Source organism: Rhizobium pisi (assembly GCF_003938655.1).
Classification (GTDB): domain Bacteria; phylum Pseudomonadota; class Alphaproteobacteria; order Rhizobiales; family Rhizobiaceae; genus Rhizobium; species Rhizobium pisi.
The window spans coordinates 393,298-413,668 of record NZ_RJJT01000001.1 but is presented as its reverse complement, the minus strand read 5'-3'; the positions used below and the strand labels follow the sequence as shown (position 1 = coordinate 413,668).

Annotated in this window: 19 protein-coding genes; 10 read left to right on the top strand and 9 right to left on the bottom strand. The window is 60.1% G+C overall.

Annotation, left to right across the window (positions count from 1 at the left end; genetic code table 11):
* Positions 1-8 precede the first annotated feature (8 nt).
* From EFD55_RS02110 to EFD55_RS02100, 3 genes are all read right to left on the bottom strand, one after another.
* On the bottom strand, positions 9-446 hold the full coding sequence (locus tag EFD55_RS02110; protein ID WP_125842503.1) for a response regulator: 438 nt from the start codon (positions 444-446) through the stop codon (positions 9-11).
* 31 nt (positions 447-477) lie between these two features.
* The gene (locus EFD55_RS02105) at positions 478-1,182 is read right to left on the bottom strand and encodes a helix-turn-helix transcriptional regulator (protein ID WP_125842501.1); all 705 of its coding nucleotides are present in this window, start codon (positions 1,180-1,182) and stop codon (positions 478-480) included.
* A 480-nt stretch (positions 1,183-1,662) separates the two neighbouring features.
* The gene (locus tag EFD55_RS02100; RefSeq protein WP_125842499.1) at positions 1,663-2,040 is read right to left on the bottom strand and encodes a response regulator; all 378 of its coding nucleotides are present in this window, start codon (positions 2,038-2,040) and stop codon (positions 1,663-1,665) included.
* 162 nt (positions 2,041-2,202) lie between these two features.
* On the opposite strand from EFD55_RS02100, the gene EFD55_RS02095 reads away from it, so the two are divergent.
* From EFD55_RS02095 to EFD55_RS02080, 4 genes are read left to right on the top strand one after another with little or no spacing between them, the layout of a single operon-like run.
* Positions 2,203-4,377 carry a PAS domain S-box protein gene (locus tag EFD55_RS02095; protein ID WP_210276027.1) on the top strand — a complete coding sequence of 725 codons (2,175 nt, stop codon included), beginning with the start codon at positions 2,203-2,205 and terminating at the stop codon, positions 4,375-4,377.
* Positions 4,364-4,789 (top strand): response regulator, encoded by a 426-nt coding sequence (locus tag EFD55_RS02090; protein WP_125842497.1) that lies wholly within the window; start codon positions 4,364-4,366, stop codon positions 4,787-4,789. Before EFD55_RS02095 ends, EFD55_RS02090 begins: the two co-directional genes overlap by 14 nt.
* 4 nt (positions 4,790-4,793) lie before the next feature.
* Positions 4,794-6,389, top strand: a complete 1,596-nt coding sequence (locus EFD55_RS02085; protein WP_125842495.1) for a response regulator — start codon at positions 4,794-4,796, stop codon at positions 6,387-6,389.
* Between the two features lie 21 nt (positions 6,390-6,410).
* Positions 6,411-8,027 carry a VOC family protein gene (locus EFD55_RS02080; RefSeq protein WP_183736645.1) on the top strand — a complete coding sequence of 539 codons (1,617 nt, stop codon included), beginning with the start codon at positions 6,411-6,413 and terminating at the stop codon, positions 8,025-8,027.
* 31 nt (positions 8,028-8,058) lie between these two features.
* Here the strand turns inward: EFD55_RS02080 and EFD55_RS02075 are convergent, their stop codons facing one another.
* The 3 genes from EFD55_RS02075 to EFD55_RS02065 form a co-directional block, all read right to left on the bottom strand.
* Positions 8,059-8,964, bottom strand: coding sequence for a DMT family transporter (locus tag EFD55_RS02075; protein ID WP_125842491.1), 906 nt, complete (start codon positions 8,962-8,964; stop codon positions 8,059-8,061).
* Positions 8,965-9,073: 109 nt separating this feature from the next.
* The gene (locus EFD55_RS02070) at positions 9,074-10,558 is read right to left on the bottom strand and encodes an FAD/NAD(P)-binding protein (protein WP_125842489.1); all 1,485 of its coding nucleotides are present in this window, start codon (positions 10,556-10,558) and stop codon (positions 9,074-9,076) included.
* Between the two features lie 55 nt (positions 10,559-10,613).
* Positions 10,614-11,042 carry an OsmC family protein gene (locus EFD55_RS02065; RefSeq protein WP_125842487.1) on the bottom strand — a complete coding sequence of 143 codons (429 nt, stop codon included), beginning with the start codon at positions 11,040-11,042 and terminating at the stop codon, positions 10,614-10,616.
* 145 nt (positions 11,043-11,187) lie between these two features.
* Here EFD55_RS02065 and EFD55_RS02060 point away from each other — a divergent pair, with 145 nt between their 5' ends.
* The 4 genes from EFD55_RS02060 to ligD are packed head-to-tail and all read left to right on the top strand — an operon-like array spanning position 11,188 to position 15,067.
* Entirely contained in the window at positions 11,188-11,448 is a 261-nt protein-coding gene (locus tag EFD55_RS02060; RefSeq protein WP_125842485.1) for a hypothetical protein, read from the top strand.
* Positions 11,449-11,463: 15 nt separating this feature from the next.
* On the top strand, positions 11,464-11,694 hold the full coding sequence (locus EFD55_RS02055) for a DUF2188 domain-containing protein (RefSeq protein ID WP_125842483.1): 231 nt from the start codon (positions 11,464-11,466) through the stop codon (positions 11,692-11,694).
* Between the two features lie 18 nt (positions 11,695-11,712).
* A complete protein-coding gene (gene ku / locus EFD55_RS02050; RefSeq protein WP_125842481.1) occupies positions 11,713-12,549 on the top strand; it encodes a non-homologous end joining protein Ku in 837 nt (278 codons plus the stop codon).
* A 1-nt stretch (position 12,550) separates the two neighbouring features.
* On the top strand, positions 12,551-15,067 hold the full coding sequence (ligD, locus tag EFD55_RS02045; protein ID WP_125842479.1) for a DNA ligase D: 2,517 nt from the start codon (positions 12,551-12,553) through the stop codon (positions 15,065-15,067).
* 5 nt (positions 15,068-15,072) lie between these two features.
* On the opposite strand, the gene ku (EFD55_RS02040) is transcribed toward ligD, so the two are convergent.
* The gene (ku, locus tag EFD55_RS02040) at positions 15,073-15,876 is read right to left on the bottom strand and encodes a non-homologous end joining protein Ku (RefSeq protein WP_125842477.1); all 804 of its coding nucleotides are present in this window, start codon (positions 15,874-15,876) and stop codon (positions 15,073-15,075) included.
* A gap of 272 nt (positions 15,877-16,148) precedes the next feature.
* Between ku (EFD55_RS02040) and EFD55_RS02035 the strand changes: the two genes are divergently transcribed.
* Positions 16,149-16,346, top strand: a complete 198-nt coding sequence (locus EFD55_RS02035; RefSeq protein WP_125842475.1) for a hypothetical protein — start codon at positions 16,149-16,151, stop codon at positions 16,344-16,346.
* Between the two features lie 20 nt (positions 16,347-16,366).
* On the opposite strand, the gene EFD55_RS02030 is transcribed toward EFD55_RS02035, so the two are convergent.
* Together EFD55_RS02030 and EFD55_RS02025 are read right to left on the bottom strand one after the other, a co-directional pair.
* Positions 16,367-17,512, bottom strand: a complete 1,146-nt coding sequence (locus EFD55_RS02030) for a right-handed parallel beta-helix repeat-containing protein (protein WP_125842473.1) — start codon at positions 17,510-17,512, stop codon at positions 16,367-16,369.
* Between the two features lie 221 nt (positions 17,513-17,733).
* Positions 17,734-18,795: an AraC family transcriptional regulator gene (locus EFD55_RS02025; RefSeq protein ID WP_125842471.1), complete on the bottom strand. Its 1,062-nt coding sequence runs from the start codon at positions 18,793-18,795 to the stop codon at positions 17,734-17,736.
* 228 nt (positions 18,796-19,023) lie between these two features.
* Here EFD55_RS02025 and EFD55_RS02020 point away from each other — a divergent pair, with 228 nt between their 5' ends.
* Positions 19,024-20,175 (top strand): ROK family transcriptional regulator, encoded by a 1,152-nt coding sequence (locus EFD55_RS02020; protein WP_125842470.1) that lies wholly within the window; start codon positions 19,024-19,026, stop codon positions 20,173-20,175.
* The last annotated feature ends 196 nt before the right edge of the window (positions 20,176-20,371 follow it).

The window sequence follows — 20,371 nt, the reverse complement described above, 5'->3', positions numbered from 1 at the left end:
GGAATCGCTTAGATGCTGTAGTCGTCCTTCCAGAAATCCGGAACGGCGTAGGTCACATATTCGCGGATGATATGCTGCAGCGCCTGGACGTCAATTTCGTCCTTACCGATGCGGAAATCGACGCCGTAATTCGGGAATTCCTGGAAATAGCCGCCTGAAATATCGGTCGAAACGACGCCGATCGGGCCGGTGTAGCCGATGCCGCGCAACTCCGGTACCGTGTCGCGGAAATCGGCATTGGGCATAAGGCGATTGTCGAGCAGGATGAGATCGAAGCGCGCCGCCCGGACCTTTTCCAAGGCGTCGCCGATCGATTGCGAATATTCGAGTTCGACGACAGGCTCCGAGAGATCGGCAATCTTCTTCTTGAGCGCGCGGAATTCAATGAATTCGTCGTCGACAAAGAGAACCTTTACTTGACCCTTTCGCGTTGCTTCGGCGATCATCGTCTTAATTTCCCCAATCCCGAAACCAATTTCACGAAACCAAGCCGTTTCTCAAGGCGATCGCCACCATATGAACGCGGTTCACGGCGTCAAGTTTACGCGCTGCCGCAGTGATGTGCGAATTGACCGTATGTTCAGACAGACCGAGGATGATGGCGATCTCAGCCGACGTCTTGCCTTCGCTCGTCCATTTGACGATTTCCGATTCGCGCTGGGTCAGCCGCCCCGACATTTCCGGCGTCAGGATCTCCTCGTAAAGCTTGTCGAAGATGCGCATGGCGTCGAGCAGCATGTCGGCGATCTCGCTCTGGTCGGGCTCCTGACGCTCGCCGCTGAGCACGAGGCAATATCGCCGCCCTTCCGGCGTGAACAACGGGATGAAGAGAAAGACGCCGCTGCGGAACTCGTTGAAAACGCGATCGGACGTAAAGCCTTCCGGCTGGGCGCTCCGGCCATGGACCGGCGTCGCCAGGAACTGGGCGGACTTTGCCCGCGCGGTTCCGAGCGCTTCCTTCAAACTCGTGATGAAAAGGCTGACGCGCCGCTCGGCGACATTGGTGATGACGATATCGCGTTCGCCGAAGGGAGCCGAAGCTTCGGAAATGCGGGCAAGCGCGAAATTTTCAAATTTATAGTGCTGCGCCGCCGCCTTCAGCAGACGGAAAAAATCGGTGCGGTTGATGGCCCGGCTGAGTTCCGGTCCGGCATGAAAGGGAATTGCCGGGGCATTGTTCATTCCCACTCTATCCTCTCCTCCCGCCAATCCCTCCGATCCCGAAATCTTGGGATATACGTCTTAAACGCGAAGAGCTACAAAAATTGCGAGACGGTTGATGACAAGTATCGAAACGGGGACTTTCGATATGCAAGGCGGATATCATCAATTATCTCAACTACAGGTGATGCACGGGCAGTTTTACTGAGGGCAGTAGTTCTTACCTGGGTATCGTAAATCTTCCTGCATTCAACATCCATGAATGCGAGAAGGCAGTGCCAGACGTAAGCGCGAGAGAGCCGATAGGCCCATTCAGCTAAGGGGTTGGCTGATGTTCGTGGCGGCGAACGCGGGTGGATCGGTTCTCTCAGCGCTTATTTTTGCGTTCCCTTGTCTTCGCTTCGGTTGCATCTTGGGATGCGTCCTCGACCTTGTCAATTGCGGTTTCTCGTATGACTCAGGCGAACGGCGGAGAATAGGCCTCGAAGCGTCCGCCGCTTCCTACACTTCAAGATTGAGAATAATGGCGGCAAGGTCAAGCGGCTTTTCCAGATAGAAATCGGCACCAGCCTCGAGCGCACGCGCGCGGTCCTCGTCGGCATCCGATCCGCTGCAGATGGCAAGCCGCATCGCCTCGAAGCGATTATCCCGGCGCAGCCGGTTCATCAGCTCTATGCCGCTGTCCAGCGGCATATAGAGATCGGCGATCAGCAGCTCGGGCACGGCCTTGTCGTCCGCCACGCGCCGCTCCAGCGCCTCGAACGCTGCCTCGGCGGCCGAAAAACAGAATAGATCGACGTCTATCTGCTGCTTCCTGCTGATATAGTCGAGATAGAAGAGGTCATCCCTGCTGTCGTCGACGTAAAATAAAGTAGGCATCCAGCACCGCAACCTAGATATTGTTCAGATGATCCTCGCTGTCCTTCTACATCACGATAACGCCGTTTTGCTAAAATTCGATATACCTCAGCGTGAATCACTTCGCAAAAAGCACGGCACGGCCTCCGCTTGCCTATTGAGTATTCCTCGATTTCGGAAAAAATGGCCGCGCGAACCGAGGAGGATACGCGGGTGCAGGATGGGAGCGATTTGAACCTGCAGGACCAGCCAAGGCGGTGGCGCTACCATGCCTTCGCGATTGCCGTCGGCTGCCTGATGGTTCTTCTCGGCGCAACCGTTCTTGCCGGCTGGCTGCTGCAGATCAAGCTGATCATTTCGGTCGTTCCAGACTTTCCCTCGATGGCCTTCAACACGGCGCTCTGCTTTATGCTTTCCGGCGCGGGGCTCGTCGCATCGACGCTCGCCGCCCGCCGCTTTCTGGCGACGGCGGCGATCACGACGGGATTGGCGGCGGCGATCGCCGCGGCACGGCTTGTCGAGATCATTACCCTCGGGCGGACCTTCCACAATGTCGATGTCTTGGTGTCGCAGTTCCTGATCCCGCCCGACTTCATGGCGCAGATCGGCGGCGGCATGGGACCGAATACGGCGCTGATCTTCCTGATCGCCAATCTTTCGCTGCTGCTCTCGCTTCGGGCCGGAAGGTCGAAAAGCCAGGTGGTGCAGGAGCTGACGAGCTACATCGTCATCACACTCGGCATGATCGCGCTGGCCGGCTATGTCACCGATGCCGAACAAGGCTATCGCTGGGGCGTCTATGCGGCGATGGCATTGCACACGGCGGTCGGCGTGGTCGCTTTCGGCTCGGGGCTTCTGGCAAGGTCCTGGCTGATGCAGCCGGCGAACCGGGCGCAGATCCCGCTCTGGGTCCCGGCTGCGGTCTGCTTCACCGGCCTTCTCGTCGATCTCTATACGCCGCTGGGTGTTGCCAACGGTATTCTCTACGTGCCGCTGGTGCTGACGGCGCTGTGGTTCGGCAACAGGAACGCGCCGCTTTTCTTCGCCTTTGCCTGCACCGTGCTGCTGATGCTCGGCTTCTTCGCCGTCAAGCACGACGAAGCGGCGTTCTGGCAGGAGATCGCCAACCGCGCCATCACGGCTGCCACGCTTTGGCTGATCGCCATTCTCATCTTTTACTTCATGCGCAACACCCATCACCTGGAAAACGAGCGCGTCCGCTTCGGCGCGCTGGTGCGCAGCACGCCCGATGCCGTCATCGTCATCGACGAGCGTGGAACGATCGCAAGCTTCAATCCAGCGGCCGAGAGCATGTTCGGTTATTCGCCGCAGGAGACGATCGGCCGAAACATCAAGATGCTGATGCCCGAACCCTACCATTCCGAGCATGACGGCTATCTCACCCATTACCTGCAAACCGGCGAGGAGCGAATCATCGGAAAGACGCGCATGGTCTCCGGACGACGCAAGAACGGCATCGTCTTTCCGATCGATGTTTCCATCAGCGCTGTCATCACCGGCTACACCAAGACCTTCGTCGGCATCGTGCGCGATATCAGCGAGCGTGTTCGGCAGGAAGAACGGATGAAGACGACGCTTGCCCAGCTCGAGGCCTATACGGCCGATCTCGAGCGCAGCAACCACGACCTCGACGAATTCGCCTATATCGCCTCGCATGATCTCAAGGAACCGCTACGCGGCCTGCACAATCACTCCCGTTTCCTGCTCGAAGACTACGAAGACAAGCTCGACCCGGACGGCGTGCGACGGCTGAACCGGCTCGTGCGCCTCAGCCAGCGCATGGAGAAGCTCGTCAACGACCTCCTCTATTTCTCCCGCCTCGGGCGGCAGCAGCTGGCGGTCAAACGCACCGATATCAGCCTGATCGTCAAGGACGTCGTCGCGACGATGGAGCTTCTGCTGGAGGAACGGCATGCCAAGGTCATCATCGACGGCCGACTGCCGGAGGTGATCTGTGACGCGCCGCGGCTGACCGAAGTGTTCCGCAACCTCATCACCAACGCGATCAAATACAACGACAAGCCTGCGCCGCTCGTCTCCATCGGCTATCTCGACCGGTATGTCGGCGAGGACGGCACGGTTGCCCGCAACGTGTTTTTCGTTAAGGATAACGGCAAGGGCATTCCGGAAGAATTCCACGAGGATATTTTCCGCATTTTCAAGCGCCTCGAAAAGTCGCAGGATTCCGAAGACGGAACCGGAGCAGGCCTCACCTTCGTCCGCAAGATCATCGCCCGGCACAATGGCGATATCTGGCTGGAATCGGAGGTCGGCGCCGGTACCACATTCTATTTCACCTTGGGGAAAAAGCGTGAGGGACAGAATGCAGCAGCGTGACACGCAACCGATCCTGATCGTCGAAGACAGCGAAGACGATTTCGAAGCGACGATGCGTGCGTTCAAACGCACCAATCTGCGCAACTCGATCCGCTGGGCGGCCTCCGGCCAGGAAGCGCTCGACATGCTCGGCACGATGGTGCCGAAGCCGGGGTTGATCCTGCTCGATCTCAACATGCCGGGCCTCGACGGCCGCAAAACGCTGGAGGCGATCAAATCGAACGACGGCTGGCGCAAGATCCCCGTCGTCATCCTCACAACCTCTGACGACGAGCGCGATATCGAAGGCTGTTATGCGCTCGGCGCCAATACCTATGTGCAGAAGCCGGTCGATCTCGACGGGCTGTTTGCCGCAATCCAGCGGCTGAAGGAATACTGGTTCGAAATCGCGATCCTGCCGCTCGAGGACTGACAGATTGGCGGAAGACTGCTGCATCCTCATCATCGACGACAATATCGACGATCGCGAGGTCTATCGCCGCATACTCGGGCGCGTCTCGAGCACGGCTTACAGGGTGGTCGAGGCTGAGACGGGCGAAGAAGGCCTTGCGCTGAACCACCGGAAACGGCCGAACTGCATCCTGCTCGACTATTCCCTGCCGGGGCGCGACGGGCTCGGCGTTCTTGCCGACATCCTGGAGGATGATCCCGCCGCCAACGTCATCATGCTGACCGGACAGGGCAGCGAAACCGTCGCCGTCGAGGTGATGAAGAGTGGCGCGCGCGACTATCTGACCAAGGATTCGCTGTCGCCTGAAACACTGCATCGCTGCATCCAGAACGCCATCATGCACGGCGTGCTGGAGGCAAAGCTGGAGCAGAAGCGCCAATCACTTGAAATCTTCACGCGCGCCATGGCCCACGATCTGAAGGAGCCGCTGCGGACGATCAAATCCTTCAGCCGCATCCTGCACGGTTCCGCAGCGCTTCCCGCCGAGGACCGGGAACTGCTCGACTATGTGCTGAGCGCTGCCGACCATATGGAAGACCTGATCGTCAAGGTCTCGGGCTTCACCAAGCTCGAGGCCTCCGGCGGGCCGCAGCTGAAGCCGGTGTCGCTGTCTGATGTGCTCAACCAGGTAGAGGACAATCTGCGCCAGCAGACCGAAAGCCGCGGCGCCGTCATCATCCGCGGGACGCTGCCCGAAGTCATGGGCGATGCGACGCTCCTGACCCAGCTCCTGCAGAACCTCGTGTCGAACGCCATCCGCTATTGCGAGCAGAAGGTCCCCGAGGTGACGATCTCGGGCGAACCGCAGGGCGATGTCTGTCGCCTCGGTGTGCGCGACAACGGGCCGGGCATCGATCCCCAGCACCGTGAGCTGATCTTCCAGCCGTTCAAGCGCCTTGTCGGCCGCGGCATCGAAGGCACCGGCCTCGGCCTTGCCATCTGCCGCCGTATCGCGCAGCTGCATGGCGGCTCGATCTGGTGCGAAGCAGAGGATGGGCCCGGGGCCACCTTCATCGTCGAAGTGCCGCTCGCCGAAGCGAGATCCGCACCGCCCGCCGCGTCAACTGTCTCGCACAGCGCCAAATCGGCCGAGCATTCCGGCGACGGCGCAGGCAGGCTCGCCGAAGTGCTGCTCGTGGAAGACAGCCCGGCGGACATCCAGATTCTGAAGATCAAGCTGATGCGGCGGGAGAAAGTGAACTTCAACCTGCATGTCGCGACCAACGGGCGCGAGGCGATGCGGCTGCTCGAAGAACGCGCCGGCATCGCCGATGTGCCGCAGATCGACCTGATGCTGCTCGACATCAACATGCCAATCATGGATGGTTTCGAGGTACTGCACGCGCTTTCGGCCGATGCCCGCCTCAAGCGGATTCCCGTCTGCATCCTCAGCACATCGAGCGACGAGACCGACATGCGGCGGGCCCGGGATCTCGGCGCGCTTGCCTATATGGTCAAGCCACCCACGCTTCAGCAGCTGGAAGAGGCGCTCGAAGATGTCGACCATCTGGAATTGCTGCAGCGCGGCGATTCGCTTGCGCTTTGTGCGGAACAAAACTAAGCGATGGTCATTGGCAACGGTATGACTGTCGCAGCTCTCATACTCGCGCTCCTGACGCCGCTTCAATCAGGACTGCTTACGATGGTATCCGGCATACACCACATCACCGCCGTCACCCGCAAAGTTCAGGCGAACGCGGACTTTTATGCGGGCTTTCTCGGCATGCGGCTCGTCAAGCAGACGGCCGGTTACGAGGATGCGACGCAGCTTCACCTCTTCTACGGCGATGCAGCGGGGACGCCGGGTTCGCTTCTCACCTTCCTCGTCTGGGAAGATGGTTCGCCCGGCCGGCCCGGCTACGGCCAGATCAGCGAAATATCGCTGTCAATCAACCCCGCAAGCATCGGCTATTGGCTGACGCGCGCCATGAGCTTCGGCCTGCGTTCCGAGGGACCGGCCGACGAATTCGGCGAGCCCGTCCTCCGGCTGAAGGACCCCGACAACATCATCCTCAAGCTCGCGGGCGCCAAGGATCTCACATCGCCGGCGGCCTGGGACGGTGCCTCGATCCCTATCGAGCATGCCGTCCAGCGTGTGCGCGGCGCAACCATGCTGACGGAGAAGCCCGCCGAAAGCCGCAGTTTCCTCGAGAACCATTTCGGTTATCGCTTCCAGGCGAGCCGTGGGACGATCGACAGACTGGTTTCGCAATCCGGCGACATCATCGACGTGCGCGACGCGCGCGGCTTCTGGTCCGGCGCGCCGGGCACCGGCACGATCGATCATGTCGCCTTCCGCGCCGCCGACGAGGAGACGCTGCTTTCCGTGCGCAAGGCGCTGGAGACGACCGAGGCGTTGCCGACCAACATGCATGACCGCAAATATTTCCGTTCGCTCTACGCCCGAGAGCCCGGCGGCACGCTTGTAGAGCTTGCGACCGACAAGCCGGGCATGATCGTGGACGAGGAGCAGGCAGCGCTCGGGAAGAAGCTTTTCGCGCCGCCCGACGCCATCACCAACCTTCACGACCTGAAAGTGGTACTGCCGCAGTTTTCGATGCCCGGCCAGCCGCGAATCAATTACCGCGAGCTGCCGTTCGTCCATCGCTTCTATACGCCCCCGGACCCCGACGGCAGCGTCTTCGTGCTGCTGCACGGCTCCGGCGGCAATGAGACGACGCTGATGCCGCTCTTGAACAGGGTAGCGCCGCGGGCGACGCTGCTTGGCGTACGCGGCCGGGCGACGGAGGAGGGTTTTCCCCGCTGGTACAAGCGCATTACCCCCTTCTCCTTCGACCAGAATGACATCAAGACCGAGGCGGGGGCTTTTGCAGCCTTCATCGAGGGCGCCGTCAAATCCTACGGGCTCGATCCCCAGAAGGTCGTCTATGTCGGCTATTCCAACGGCGCCAACCTCTTGAACTCGCTGCTGTACCTGCACCCGAACCTCGTACACAAGGCGGTTCTGCTGCGCTCGATGCCCGTTCTCAGCGACTATCCGCATGCCGATCTGAAGGGCACGGACCTCCTCGTCATCAGCGGCAAGACGGATGCCTACGGCAAATATGCGAGCGAGTTGGAAGAGAGGCTGAAGAGTTCGGGCGCCACCGTCGATTCCGACGTCATCCCCGGCGGCCACGATCTCGGCGATGCCGATGTGCCGATCATCCAGAAATGGCTTCTGCAGGAAAATCGCTGAGGATCAGCAGCACCCAAAGCGCATCTCTGCTCTATGTCTGAACGCGGGATGTCCGGGCAACCATGATGCCGGCAAGTACGACGGCGCCACCCAGCGCCTGCATCGTGCCGATCGCTTCGTTAAGCAGCGCCCAGGCCAAGATCGCGGCGACAACCGGCTGCAGCAGCAGCGTCAGCGAGGAAAAGGCCGGCGCCAGATAGGCGAGCGCATAGGTGATCGCCACCTGCCCGCCGGCATGGCTGATGAAGGCGAGGCCAAAGACCATCGACCAGCCGTAGACGGTCATCGGCAGCATGTGGCCCTCAAAGAAGAAGGCAACCGGAAAGATGCAGACAGCAGCGGACGCCGTGCTCCACAGCATGATTCGCATCGTATCGAAGCGGCTGCGCAGCCTGCCGAGCGCAAGGATGTAGCAGGCATAGAAGAAGGCGGCGATCATCGCCAGGCCGTCGCCGCGGAGGTCGCCATCGGCCAAGGCGGCTGGCCCGCCCTTCAGGATGACGACGCCGACGAGCGCCAGGGCAAGTCCAAGCATGAAGACACGGCTGATCTGCGCCTTGAAAAAGAGGAAGGCGATCACGGTGACGAAAACAGGCGCAAGATTGGCAAGCAGCGTCGCATTGGCGACCGAGGTCATGGTGATCGAAAGGTGCCAGGCGGCAAGGTCGAGCGACAGCATGACGCCCGGAAGGATCAGCATGCTGTAGTCGAAAAGGCTTTGCGGCTTTTGCCCCGCATCCTTCTTCAGCATCGAGACGATGAAGATCGGGATCAATGCCAGCGCCACGCGCCAGAAGGCGGTGGCCATCGGGCCGACCTCGGAGAGCCTGACGAAAATCGGCGAACCGCCGATCGCCGCGCCGCCGAGAAGGAGCACCGCAAGCGGGAAACGATTGGAAGGCGAAGCTTCGGAAACGGTAGAGGCAGCCTGCGACATGATCCTGATATTTTCTGCTCGGCTGAAAACCCGGGCGGTGGGATGCCGCCGGGTGATTATCAGAAGTCGGTCGCCCCCGACAGCCGGAGAACGACATTCGGATGGAAAATCAGGCCGGATGCGTAATTGTCGCGGGTGCATGCAGCTTCCCGGCGATTTCGGTCGCGACGAAGAAGGCATGCTCGGTCACCTGCGGCAGCCCCATCAGTTCACCGAAAGTGCCGCGCGCCAGCGGACCGGAGATCAGCAGTGAAGGGTCTGCCGTTCCGGATGAACCGATCGCCTCCGAACGCTCGGTGCAGGCAAGGCCGAGGCCGGTCGGATCGAGCATCAGGTGGCCGTTTGCCGCAAGGGCTGCGAGCCAGGGCTGGGTTTCGAGAATGCCGCCATGCGCCGGGCCGGTGGTGACGACGACAGCGTCATAGCGTTCCTCCAGCGGTTCGCGTTGATGACGCGGCTGCAGAGTGCAAAGGATGCGCTCGCCGTCGATGCGCGCATCGGCGACCGAGCCCGCAAGGATATTGAGGCGGCCCGTAGCAATCGCCTCGTCGAGAACGGCCTCGACCTGCGGCGCGATCCGGAAGCGGTGCACGTCCCAGTAGGGTCTGAGATGGCGCACGAGACGACGTCGTTCGGCAACCGGCAGCGCCTGCCAGAGATCATGTCCCTGTGCCCGCACCTGGTCGATCACGCCGTGCCAGCTGATCCCTTGCGCTTTCGCCGCCTCTATGGCGGTGCGGACCCTTGCCAGTAGAAAACCGGCGGAATGCGCCGCATCTAAACCGAAATCGCCGAATAGCGGCTGCGGCACCGGCGCATGCCCACGCGAACGCAAGCCCCGGCGCGAAATGGCGGTCATAGGCCCGACATGCCCGCGTTGCGCCAGCGAGGCGATGACATCGGCAGCCGTCAGGCCGTTGCCGATGACCAATACCCGGTCATGCGGACGGATGACGTTGAGCGCGCCCGGTTTCGTGGTATCGGCAACGAACCGCGGATGGGCTGCAAGGCTTGCTGCAAGCCGGCCGGGCGCTGCCGGCGGCGGATGGCTGGTGGCGATCGCAACGATATCGGCTTCGGTCACGCCGCCTTTATCATCCAGGATCGACCAGCGGCCGGCATGGCGCTCGACACCGGTTACCGTGGCGCGGCAATGACGCACGGTGCCATCTTCCAGCAGCGGTTTCAGCAGGGAGGCAACATAATCGCCGAAAAGCCGGCGCCGGGGGAAGAGCATGCCGTCGGACCGATTTGCCTCAGGATCGTCGGCGACGGCGTCGCGCGCCTCGATCCAGGCCTGGAATTCGCCCACATCGTCCGGCTGCAGGCTCATCTTGGCGGCAGGAACGTTGATGCGATGGGCTGGATCTGCCGTGTCATATGCAAGGCCGCGGCCGAGTTCGGCGCGAGGTTCGAAGACCATGATGACAGGGTGCTCGCGGCAATTCGCACTGGCAAGATGATAGGCAACGCCCGCGCCGGAAACGCCGCCGCCGATGATGGCGACGACGGGCCGCTTGGAATTCGAGATAGACTTGGATTGCATCATGGCCGGATCATTGCTTTCGATGCTCCGAGCATAGAAGCCGGGCATTGCCCGCGCAATCCTCCGCCCCCAATTGTCTATAATTATTATGGATATCTCAACGCTATCCCGATATTGTCGTCGAGAAATCGGGATTGCCGCGGATGGTGTTGCTGACGGTGCAGATCTCGTCTTCGGCGGCGTGGACGATTTTCCGGCGGGTTTCCTCGTCGATATCGCCCTTGATCGAGAAGGCGATATTGAACTTCCCAACACGCGAAAGCCCCTCCGTCGCCTTCTCGCCGGTGACGTCGGCGGTGATCTCGCTGATCCTGTCGAGAATGCCCATCTGGCTGGCGGCAATGCGGGCGCTGAGCACGAGGCAGGCCGAGAGCGAGGCATAGAGCAGATCGAGCGGGCTGAAACCCGGATGCGACGGTGCGGTGACGATGTCGAGTTCGCCCTTCGTGGTGGAGGTGACATGCGGAAAGCCGGTGCGGCCGAGAACCGCGGTGGCGCCGGTCGGACGGGGGCGAGCCTTGAGATCGGCCATGATGAAATCCTCTGACGAATATCCCTGCAGATGGTGATTTTCGTCCATAGCCGCAACAGGCGCGAGCGCCTATCGGATTCGGAACCTTTCCATCCGTCATCAGTTGATTACACCTGAACGAAATCAGTGACAAAGGTGTATTGGGATGCCTGATGTCCGCAGCATGGATCGCCGGGGCCGGCGGATGGATGCCCGCGATCGGCTGATCGTCGCGCTCTATGCGCAACTGAAAGCCGAGCGGGAAACGCGCGAGACACTGGAATGGGCAATCCGCAACGGCGCCATCTCTCAGGAAGTGCTGGAGGCGATCGCAGCCGATCCTGTTCCTGTCGTCACCAGCGAGGACATCGCCTCCCTGGAAAAGATCATCGCGCTCGATGCCAGGCGCAAACCAAATCGGAACTGAAAGAGGAGATCCGAAATGGCCGATATCACGTATCAGGTTGTGCCCCATGACAATGGCTGGGCCTATAAGCTTGGCAACACGCTTTCGGAAACCTATCCGACGGCGGATGAAGCGATCGTCCACGCCAAGGACGCTGCCTCGCGCCAGAAGATCGGCGACGGCGATGCGTTGCTTGCCTATCCTGCGCCCGACGGCGGCTGGGCATTCCAGGAGCTTGAAACCGACAAGAGCAACAGTCGGCTGTGATCTGCGACGGAGGATGGAATGGCCGCTCGGGCAAGCTGGAAAGGTCATCTGAGGGTGGGCGACCTTGCCTGCGCCGTCGGGCTCTATACCGCCGTTTCCTCTTCTGACCGCCTCTCCTTCAACATTATCAACCGCAGAACCGGCCATCGGGTGGAGCGGCAATTCGTAGATAGCGAAACCGGCAAACCGGTCGAGCGGGACGACCAGGTCAAGGGCTACCAGCTGGAGAATGGCGAGTACATCGTCATCGAGGGCGACGAGATCGCCGAAATCATGCCGGAAAGCGACAAGCTGCTGAATATCAAGGCTTTCATCGCCTACGACGACATCGACAAGCTCTATTTCGATCGGCCTTACTATCTCTCGCCCGTCGACGCGCATGACGAGGAGGCGCTGTCGCTGATCGCCAGGGGCATGCGCGACGGCAAGGTCGCAGCACTTGCCGAAGCCGTGCTTTTTCGACGTAACCGGCCGCTGCTGATCCGCCCCCATGACGACTGCATCGTCGCGACGATGCTGAATTTCGACTACGAGGTGCGCTCGGCCGATACGGTGTTCAAGGATATTCCCGACATCAAGTTTGACAAGGAGATGCTCGAACTCGCAGGCCATATCATCGGGACCAAGCACGGCAGCTTCGAACCCAGCGAATACAAAGATCGCTACGAGGCCGCCCTGGTCGAGCTGGTGAAGGCAAAGATCGAAGGCCGCGCACTGCCGAAGAAGAAACCGCTCCAGGAACGCAAGGTCGTCGACCTGATGGAGGCGCTGCGCCAGAGCGCGAAGATGGGCGGCAAGCCGCCTGCGAAGAAGACGCCGGCGCGCAGCGACAGCCGCGGGATGAAGGCAAGCTGAAATGGCCCTCGAAACCTATCAGGCGATGCGCAATTTCAAGCTGACCCCCGAGCCGCGCGGACGAAAAGGCACCAGCAGCGGCAACAGCTTTGTCATCCAGAAGCATGATGCGACCCGGCTGCACTACGATTTCCGGCTGGAGATGGACGGCGTGCTGAAGAGCTGGGCGGTGACGAAAGGTCCGAGCCTCAACCCGGAGGACAAGCGGCTCGCCGTGCACGTCGAGGATCACCCGCTTTCCTACGGGGATTTCGAGGGCATCATCCCCAAGGGACAATATGGCGGCGGCACTGTCATCGTCTGGGATCGCGGCACCTGGACGCCGCATGGCGATGCCCGCAAGGCCTATAAAAAAGGCCATATGGAATTCGAACTCGATGGCGAGAAGCTGAAAGGCCGCTGGCATCTGGTGCGCATGCACGGCCGGCCCGGCGAAAAACGAGAGAACTGGCTGCTGATCAAGGGAGATGACGCCGAGGCCCGTCATCATGGCGACATCCTCAAGGAGCGGCCGGAATCGGCCAAAACAGGCAGACAGCTCAAAGAGGTGGCGAAACACCCCGATGCGACCTGGAATTCCAACTCGAAGGACGGCAAGGCGGCTTCCGCTGACAAGCCGGCGCGAAAAACGAAAATCCAAGCCCCCCGGGAACGTGACTGGCCAAAAGGTGCGCGCAAGGCCGCGATGCCCGATTTCATCGAGCCGGCCCTCGCCAAGCTGAAGCCAAAGCCGCCGGCCGGCGATCACTGGATCCATGAGATCAAGTTCGACGGCTATCGCCTGCAGGTCAGGGTGGAGGACGGCGCAATCACGATGCTGACCCGCAGCGGGCTCGACTGGACGGCGAAATTCGGCAAGGAGGTGCTCGATGCCTTTGCAGCCCTACCGGTGCGATCGGCGGTAATCGACGGCGAAATCGTCGTCGAGCGCGATACCGGCGCCTCGGACTTCTCGGCGCTGCAGCACGATCTGAGCGAGGGCCGCGACGATCGTTTCGTCTTTTACGCCTTCGATCTGCTTTACCTCGACGGGCACAGTCTCCTGAACGTGACGCTCATCGACCGCAAGCATCTGCTTGAGACGCTGCTGCCCCGCGGTAACGATAAGCTGCGCTATAGCGTGCATTTCAACGAAAGCGGTGGATTGGTGCTCGACCATGCCTGCCGCCTCAGCCTCGAAGGCGTGATTTCCAAGCAGCGCGACAGCCAATACACCTCCGGGCGAAATGGCGATTGGATCAAATCGAAATGCTCGCATCGGCAGGAATTCGTCATCGGCGGCTATGTTCCGTCGACATCGATGAAGAATGCGATCGGCTCGCTGGCGATGGGTTATTACGAAAAGGGCAAGCTCAGGCTTGTCGGCCGCGTCGGCACCGGCTACACGGCGGCAACGGCCCAGATGCTCTACGAGAGACTGATGCAGCTGACGCAGACCAAGACATCGTTCGACGACAAGCTGACATCAGAGGAGCGGCGCGGGCTGATCTATGTGAAACCGCAATTGGTCGCCGAGGTGGAATTCAGCGCCTGGTCGGCCGACGGCAATCTGCGCCATGCCGCCTTTCGCGGCCTGCGCGAGGACAAGCCCGCGAAGGAGGTGACGCGCGAGACGGAAAAGACGACGGCGCGCAGCCTGCCGACATCGGCGGTGGCGCTCACCCATCCAGACCGTATCTACTGGCCTGATGAGGGAGTGACCAAAGAGGGGCTGGCGAACTACTACGCCGAGGTGTGGCCCTTCATGGCGCCTTATGTCGTCAACCGGCCTCTAGCACTGCTGCGCCTGCCCGACGGCATCAACGGACGTCAGCGATTCTTCCAGAAACACGCCTGGAAGGGCATGAACTCGCATATCGGGGAGATCATCGACCCGAAGGACAAGCAGGGAGAGAAGCTGCTGCGCATTACCGATTACGACGGCGTCGTGGCGCTGGTGCAATCGGCCGTGCTGGAAATCCATCCCTGGGGGGCGACGACCGACAACTGGGAAAAGCCCGATATGATCACCATGGATCTCGACCCCGGCGAGGGCGTGGAATGGGAGAATGTGATCGCCGCCGCTTACGAATTGAAGGAGCGGCTGGAAGCTGAAGGCCTCGCCGCCTTCGTCAAGACGACGGGCGGCAAAGGGTTGCATGTGGTGACGCCGCTGACCCCGAAGGCCAGCTGGGTAGGGGTGAAGGCCTTTGCTAAATGGCTTGCCGGCAGCATGTCGGCCGATGATCCCGACCGCTATCTTGCGACGGCGACGAAGGCCAAACGAGGGGGCAGAATTTTCATTGATTATCTTCGCAATGGCCGCGGCAATACGGCGGTCGCACCCTATTCGACACGGGCAAGGCCGGGAGCCGCGGTCTCGATGCCGCTGGAATGGAGCGAGCTCAGTGCCGATATCGGACCGGCCTATTTCACAGTGGACAATACGCCGACACGGCTCACTGCCTTGCCGAGAGATCCCTGGAACGAGTTCTTCGCGGCGGCGAAGCCGTTGGAAAAGAAGAAGGGGAAAGGATAGGGACCTTAACGCTGCTTCCCCCCACCTTCCCCAGCGAGGCTCTTTTTCAACGCATCCATGATATTGATGACATTGCCGGTCGATTTCACCGGCGCCTGTTTTTGAGCGGGTGCGGTCTTCTTCAAGCTCCTCTGCCTGCTGCGGATCATCGACTTCAGGCGTTTCTGGATCGGGTCCTGCACCATTTCAGGGCTCCAATCCTTCGTTTCCTCCTTCACCAGTTGTTTCATCAGCGTCAGCAGCTGGCTGTCGACCTCCGCCTTGCTGTCGAGTTCGGCCACCGGTTCGCGCACCTCGTCGCCAAACCGCAGTGTCCAGAGGATGATGCCTTTACCCAGTGGCTCCAGCAGCACGGCGCGCTCCCGACGATAGAGAACCAGGCGGGCAATGCCGACCACGTCGTTCGCCTTCATGGCCTCACGGATGACGCAGAAGGCTTCCACTCCGACCTTGTCCTCAGGCGCCAGAAAGTGCGGCTTGTCGTACCAGATCCAGTCGATCGAACCGCACGGCACGAAACTGTCGATGTCGATGGTGCGGGTGCTTTCGAGCCCGACCTCCTCGATTTCCTCGTCTTCGAGAAGAACATAGTCGTCCTCGCCGCGCGGATAACCCTTCACCTGGTCTCGTTCGGCGACCGGTTTATGGGTGACGCTGTCGACATAGCGGCTTTCGACGCGGTTCTTTGTCTGGCGATTGAGGACGTGGAAACGGACCTTGTTGCTTTCGGTCGTCGCCGGTGTCAGCGACACTGCCGCGGTGACGAGCGAAAGCTTGAGATAACCTTTCCAAAATGTCTGACGTGCCATATGCGTCTGCCGCCGGGTCGTTTTCCAGACATGGTCCAAGATATGGCAATCAACGGAAGGGGCCGCCTTTGGTTCCAGGTCCCGATACTTTTCCGGGGAAGCCCCCGGACGGACGCCGCCGTGATCCCGGAGCAATTCAAGGTTCTGCGAAGGTTTCACCTGGCGCCGCCCGATCGACAGTTCGCAGCCGCCACCTTCTTGACAAAATTGCATACCAAATGGTTCTGTAATTCTTCAGCGATGATGCAGAGCTCGTGGATATGGAGCGCCCAATGAAAAAAGAAGACGTGAGGCGGGCAACGCGCATCGCTTTTGGGCTCGTAATCGTTTTTGGCCTTATGGTCTCCTATGCGAAATTCGCAGGCTTTTTCCTGCCTCAAAGCTCACAAAACGAGTATGGCCCGCCGGGATGGTTTTCGAGCTTCGATCCGGGCCCGCCGCCACGGCTTCCGGGTGTCCAAGACGGGTGACGGGTCGCGGGCCACATTACTTAAATCGAGAGATAGCGCTTCTGCCAGGGCAGCATTTTCTCCTGCCAGGCGCGTGGCATGAACTGGTCATAGGCGGTCTCGGCGATCGCGATCATCCAATTCTGCTCCTTACGCGCCAGCAGGACGCATGACAATTCCATTCCGGGCTCGACCGCAATGGAGGGCCGATTGGCGCCGGGGATGTCGATCCCCTTGTTACGCCACTGGATGCGGATCTCGTCGGGTTCAGATGTCCATTCCCCGGAGGCCACGGATGCTTTTCCGTCGGGTCTGAAGCGAAGCGGCGGCGGGGTGACACTCAGGAAACTGCCGTCATTGACGTAGTTGTCCTCGACCTCTCCTGCAGTTGCCTCGCCCTTTGCCCTCAGGACGATGTCCTGCTTGCACCTCAGGAATATGTTGCGCCGAAAACTCCCCGACCATGGCCGATTGGCGAAGAACGCAATGTCGCATTCCTTGATCACATTGTCGTGGATGTCGACGTCTTTGCGAAAAGCCAGTCCTTGGTCCGAGAAACCGCTGAGGCTGACGCCACGATTGCTGTTTTCGATCCAGTTGTCGTAGACATGATGCCCGGCGTGATCGACCTTGTCGCCAATGCCGTAGCCGAAAGAATAGTCATTCATCCTGCCGTCGCGCATGATGTTGCTGCGCACCACGGCATCGTCGCCGACCGACGAGAAAGAGAAATTCTTCCCACCGATGTAGTTGTATTCAACGAGGTATTTTTGAGTTTTGTCGCAGACCAGGGCGCCCTTGTTCGATGTGCTGTCCGGCGACTGAAGGAAGAGATTGCCCCGGATGACGACATCGGAACTGATATTGTTGTCCTTGTTTTGATAGGCGAACTGGCAGCAGTCGGCGCCTTCTCCCGGTGCCGCCCCGACGCGGTTATTCTCCAGCAGCACGTTCGACGTCTTCGTCAAGTAGATGCCGTCGCCCACCACATTCTCGGTCTCGCAGCGCCTCACGACAAGGTTCTTGCCATTGTGAAATTTGAAGCCACGAGGAGAATTCTTGACAACGACATCCTCTACCACCGCGTCGGAGAACACCTGATAGGCAACGCCAATATCCGCGGCGCCGTCGACGACTTCTCCGCGTGTGGAAACGCCGTGAGCTTTCTTTCGCACGATTGCGGGCATCGGATCTCCATTCGAACGGTGGCAGCGCAAGAATTAATGAAGGACGTGTGGCAGGAATTTGACGATCTGAGCTTAGCCGAGCGCGCAGAGGTCGTCCCCCCGATCTTCATCCCATCCGTCAAGACCAAGGTCTTCAAGGCCCGCGGTCGAGACTTGGGAACCTCGTTATGTCAGAAGTTTTTCAGTGTTATGTGAAAAATGGGACGCATTCGCGGCCGGCATCACATTGACGCGCTGAGAGCGTGTGCCGTTACAGCGGAGCTGAAGGAAGCTCGCAAGCGCGTATCCCTCGGGCTTTCCCCAAAAGCGCTGCGGTAGATCGCAGAGAACCTGCCAGCATGGAAGAAGCCCCACGTGGTGCAGATGTCGCGAAGCGTTTGCTGGTTAAAGGGATCACGCAACTGGTCGTGAACGGCTTTCAGCCTGATCGTGCGTAGGTAAGCGCCCGGTGACGTTCCCCTGAAGGTCTTGAAGCCCGTTTGTAGCGCGCGGAGCGAAATTCCGACTTCATCCGCCACCATCGACATGGTGAAAGGCTCAGCAATGTTAGCGTGCATATAGTCGATGGCGCGCCGGACATGCCAAGGAGCGACCGCCGACACCTTCGTTTTTTGAAAATGGCAGGAAAGGCGATGCTGGGCAAATCGGATCACGAGATCAGCAAGCGTTTCGCTCATCGTCGATACGGCAAGCGGCGAGGACAGAAGCGGACCGCAATTGCGCATGCCCTGCACGATCGTCTGCGCCAGGTTGCCGATAAGCCGGCCGGACGGTGTTGCGAGATCCACGACGGGCTCGAGGTCAAGCGACTCCAGGGTCGGCGTTTCCAGCAGCGAAAAAAGCGTTCGCCTCACCACTTTCCAATCCAGGCAAAGCGCGTCCGAACAGTGGGGGTCACCCTGGACCAGTCGATCGCCAACCTCATGATTGTTGACCATGAGAATTCGTCCCGCGACACCTTCGACCGTTCTTTTGCCAACGGTCACTTGAACGGATCCCCTCTGCGGAATGTAGAACGCAAGGTGTTGCGGGGTCTCGTCGAGCGTTTGAACTTTCCAGGAGCTCTGAAAAACCGAATGAACCGCGGTCAGCGTCCCACTCGTTCTCAAATCTGCTGCCCAGGCAAAGGCCCGATCATCGCCCAGCGGCTTTGCACCAAAGGGGCCATAGCCTGCCGTAAAGGCTTGCACCATCGACTCGAAGTTGTCGCCTTCGTGCGTCGGTGCGAAGCCATAGTCACGCTCGCGAGTGCGCGCCGAACTCTGAGATCTCAACCATACCATGTTGCTCGGTTCTTTCTGCCTTCTACAACCCGCAGGTCTAACCGCCCTCTCCCATCCTGCACTCGGCCGGTCCCCTCGTCCCTGCGAAGCCCTCATCTCGGCTGGATTGGCCAGTCTCCATGAGATAAGCAGGACCTACAGGTCGGGGATCGATCCTTGATTTGACAGAAAGCAAAGCACTCCCTAAGCAGGTTTCACACCTGCAGTGTAAATCAAAACGATCGAGAAATGAAGTACGTTCCATTAGACCACGTTGCGACGCATTTCTTGCGAGAATTTCAACCTGCGCGAGTGGCTTCCCGCAATGAACGGGACCTTTTGCGGCTGATCTGGAAATCCCCGGGGATCGAACGCTCCGACCTGACAGAGCCGCTCGATCTCACCCAGCAATCGCTGCACAGGATCGTCCGGCAGCTTCACGATCGGGGAATGATTGTTTTTTCCACATCGGAAACCCGTCGCCCGGGACCGCCCAGCCCCGAACTCACACTTTGCAAGGATTGGTGTTTGACGCTCGGCATTTCCGTGAACGTCGGCTCGATCGGCCTCTGCCTCATGGGTTTCGGAGAGCCTTTGGAAAACATGGAAATTCCGCAGGAGGGATCCTCGCTCACCCTGGAGATGGAGCGGATTGATGTCGCCGTCGAAGAGCTTCTTGCCCGCCGCGGGGCCGAGCGGCGCGATGTGCTCGGGGTCGGCCTCGCAGTCAGTGGCCATCGCATGCTGGAAACGGCCTTCAACTGCCCTCTGCCGCTCGCCCATTGGTCATTGATCGATCTGGCGCCTCTGCTTGGGAAGCAACTAGGCCTACCGGTCTGGGCGGACAATGTGGCCAGAACCGCCGCTTTGGCCGAAGCCATTTTCGGTGTCGGCCGCGATGTCGCGGATTTCGCCTATATCGCCCATCTTCACGGATATGGCGGCGGCCTCGTCTGCGGAGGCATGCCGTTTCGCGGCAGTTTCGGCAATGCCGGTGAATACTCCGTTCTCTTCGGGCGCCAGGATTACGACGACCGCCCTGCCCTCAGCCTTCTGCTTCAACATCTTCGTGCCAAGGGGCGCGTGGACCTGACGCTGAAGGACTTGAAAAACGAAGCGCTGGCGGATTGGGACGGCGTTGCGGAGTGGGTCGATCGCGTGGCGCCGGCACACAATCGCGCCATCAATGCGATCTGCGCGGTCTTCGACCCGGCATTGATCGTGCTTGGCGGCGAGCTTCCGCATTCACTGGCAAGAATGCTCATCGAACGGACCGAGTTCAACAATCTGCCTCGACATGGCGTCCTGCGTGACGTCCCCGGCCTTACCGTGGCTCAGATCGTCGATGCCCCCGGTGCAATTGGCGCGGCTTTGATCCCGCTTTTCGAGACCGTTCTCTGAGGCCATCGGAAGATCACGAACTTCGATAGCAGACGCGCTGTCCGGGCTTGCGCGAATGACTGGCAAAGTAACGCTTGCCAAAACAATCGAGCGAAAAGACATAATTCAGTAGAATTGAATGCTCGAAATATCGAAATCGTTGGAAGTACTTGTCCGATTTCCGCATCACACATCTTTAAACCTATAGGCGCAATCC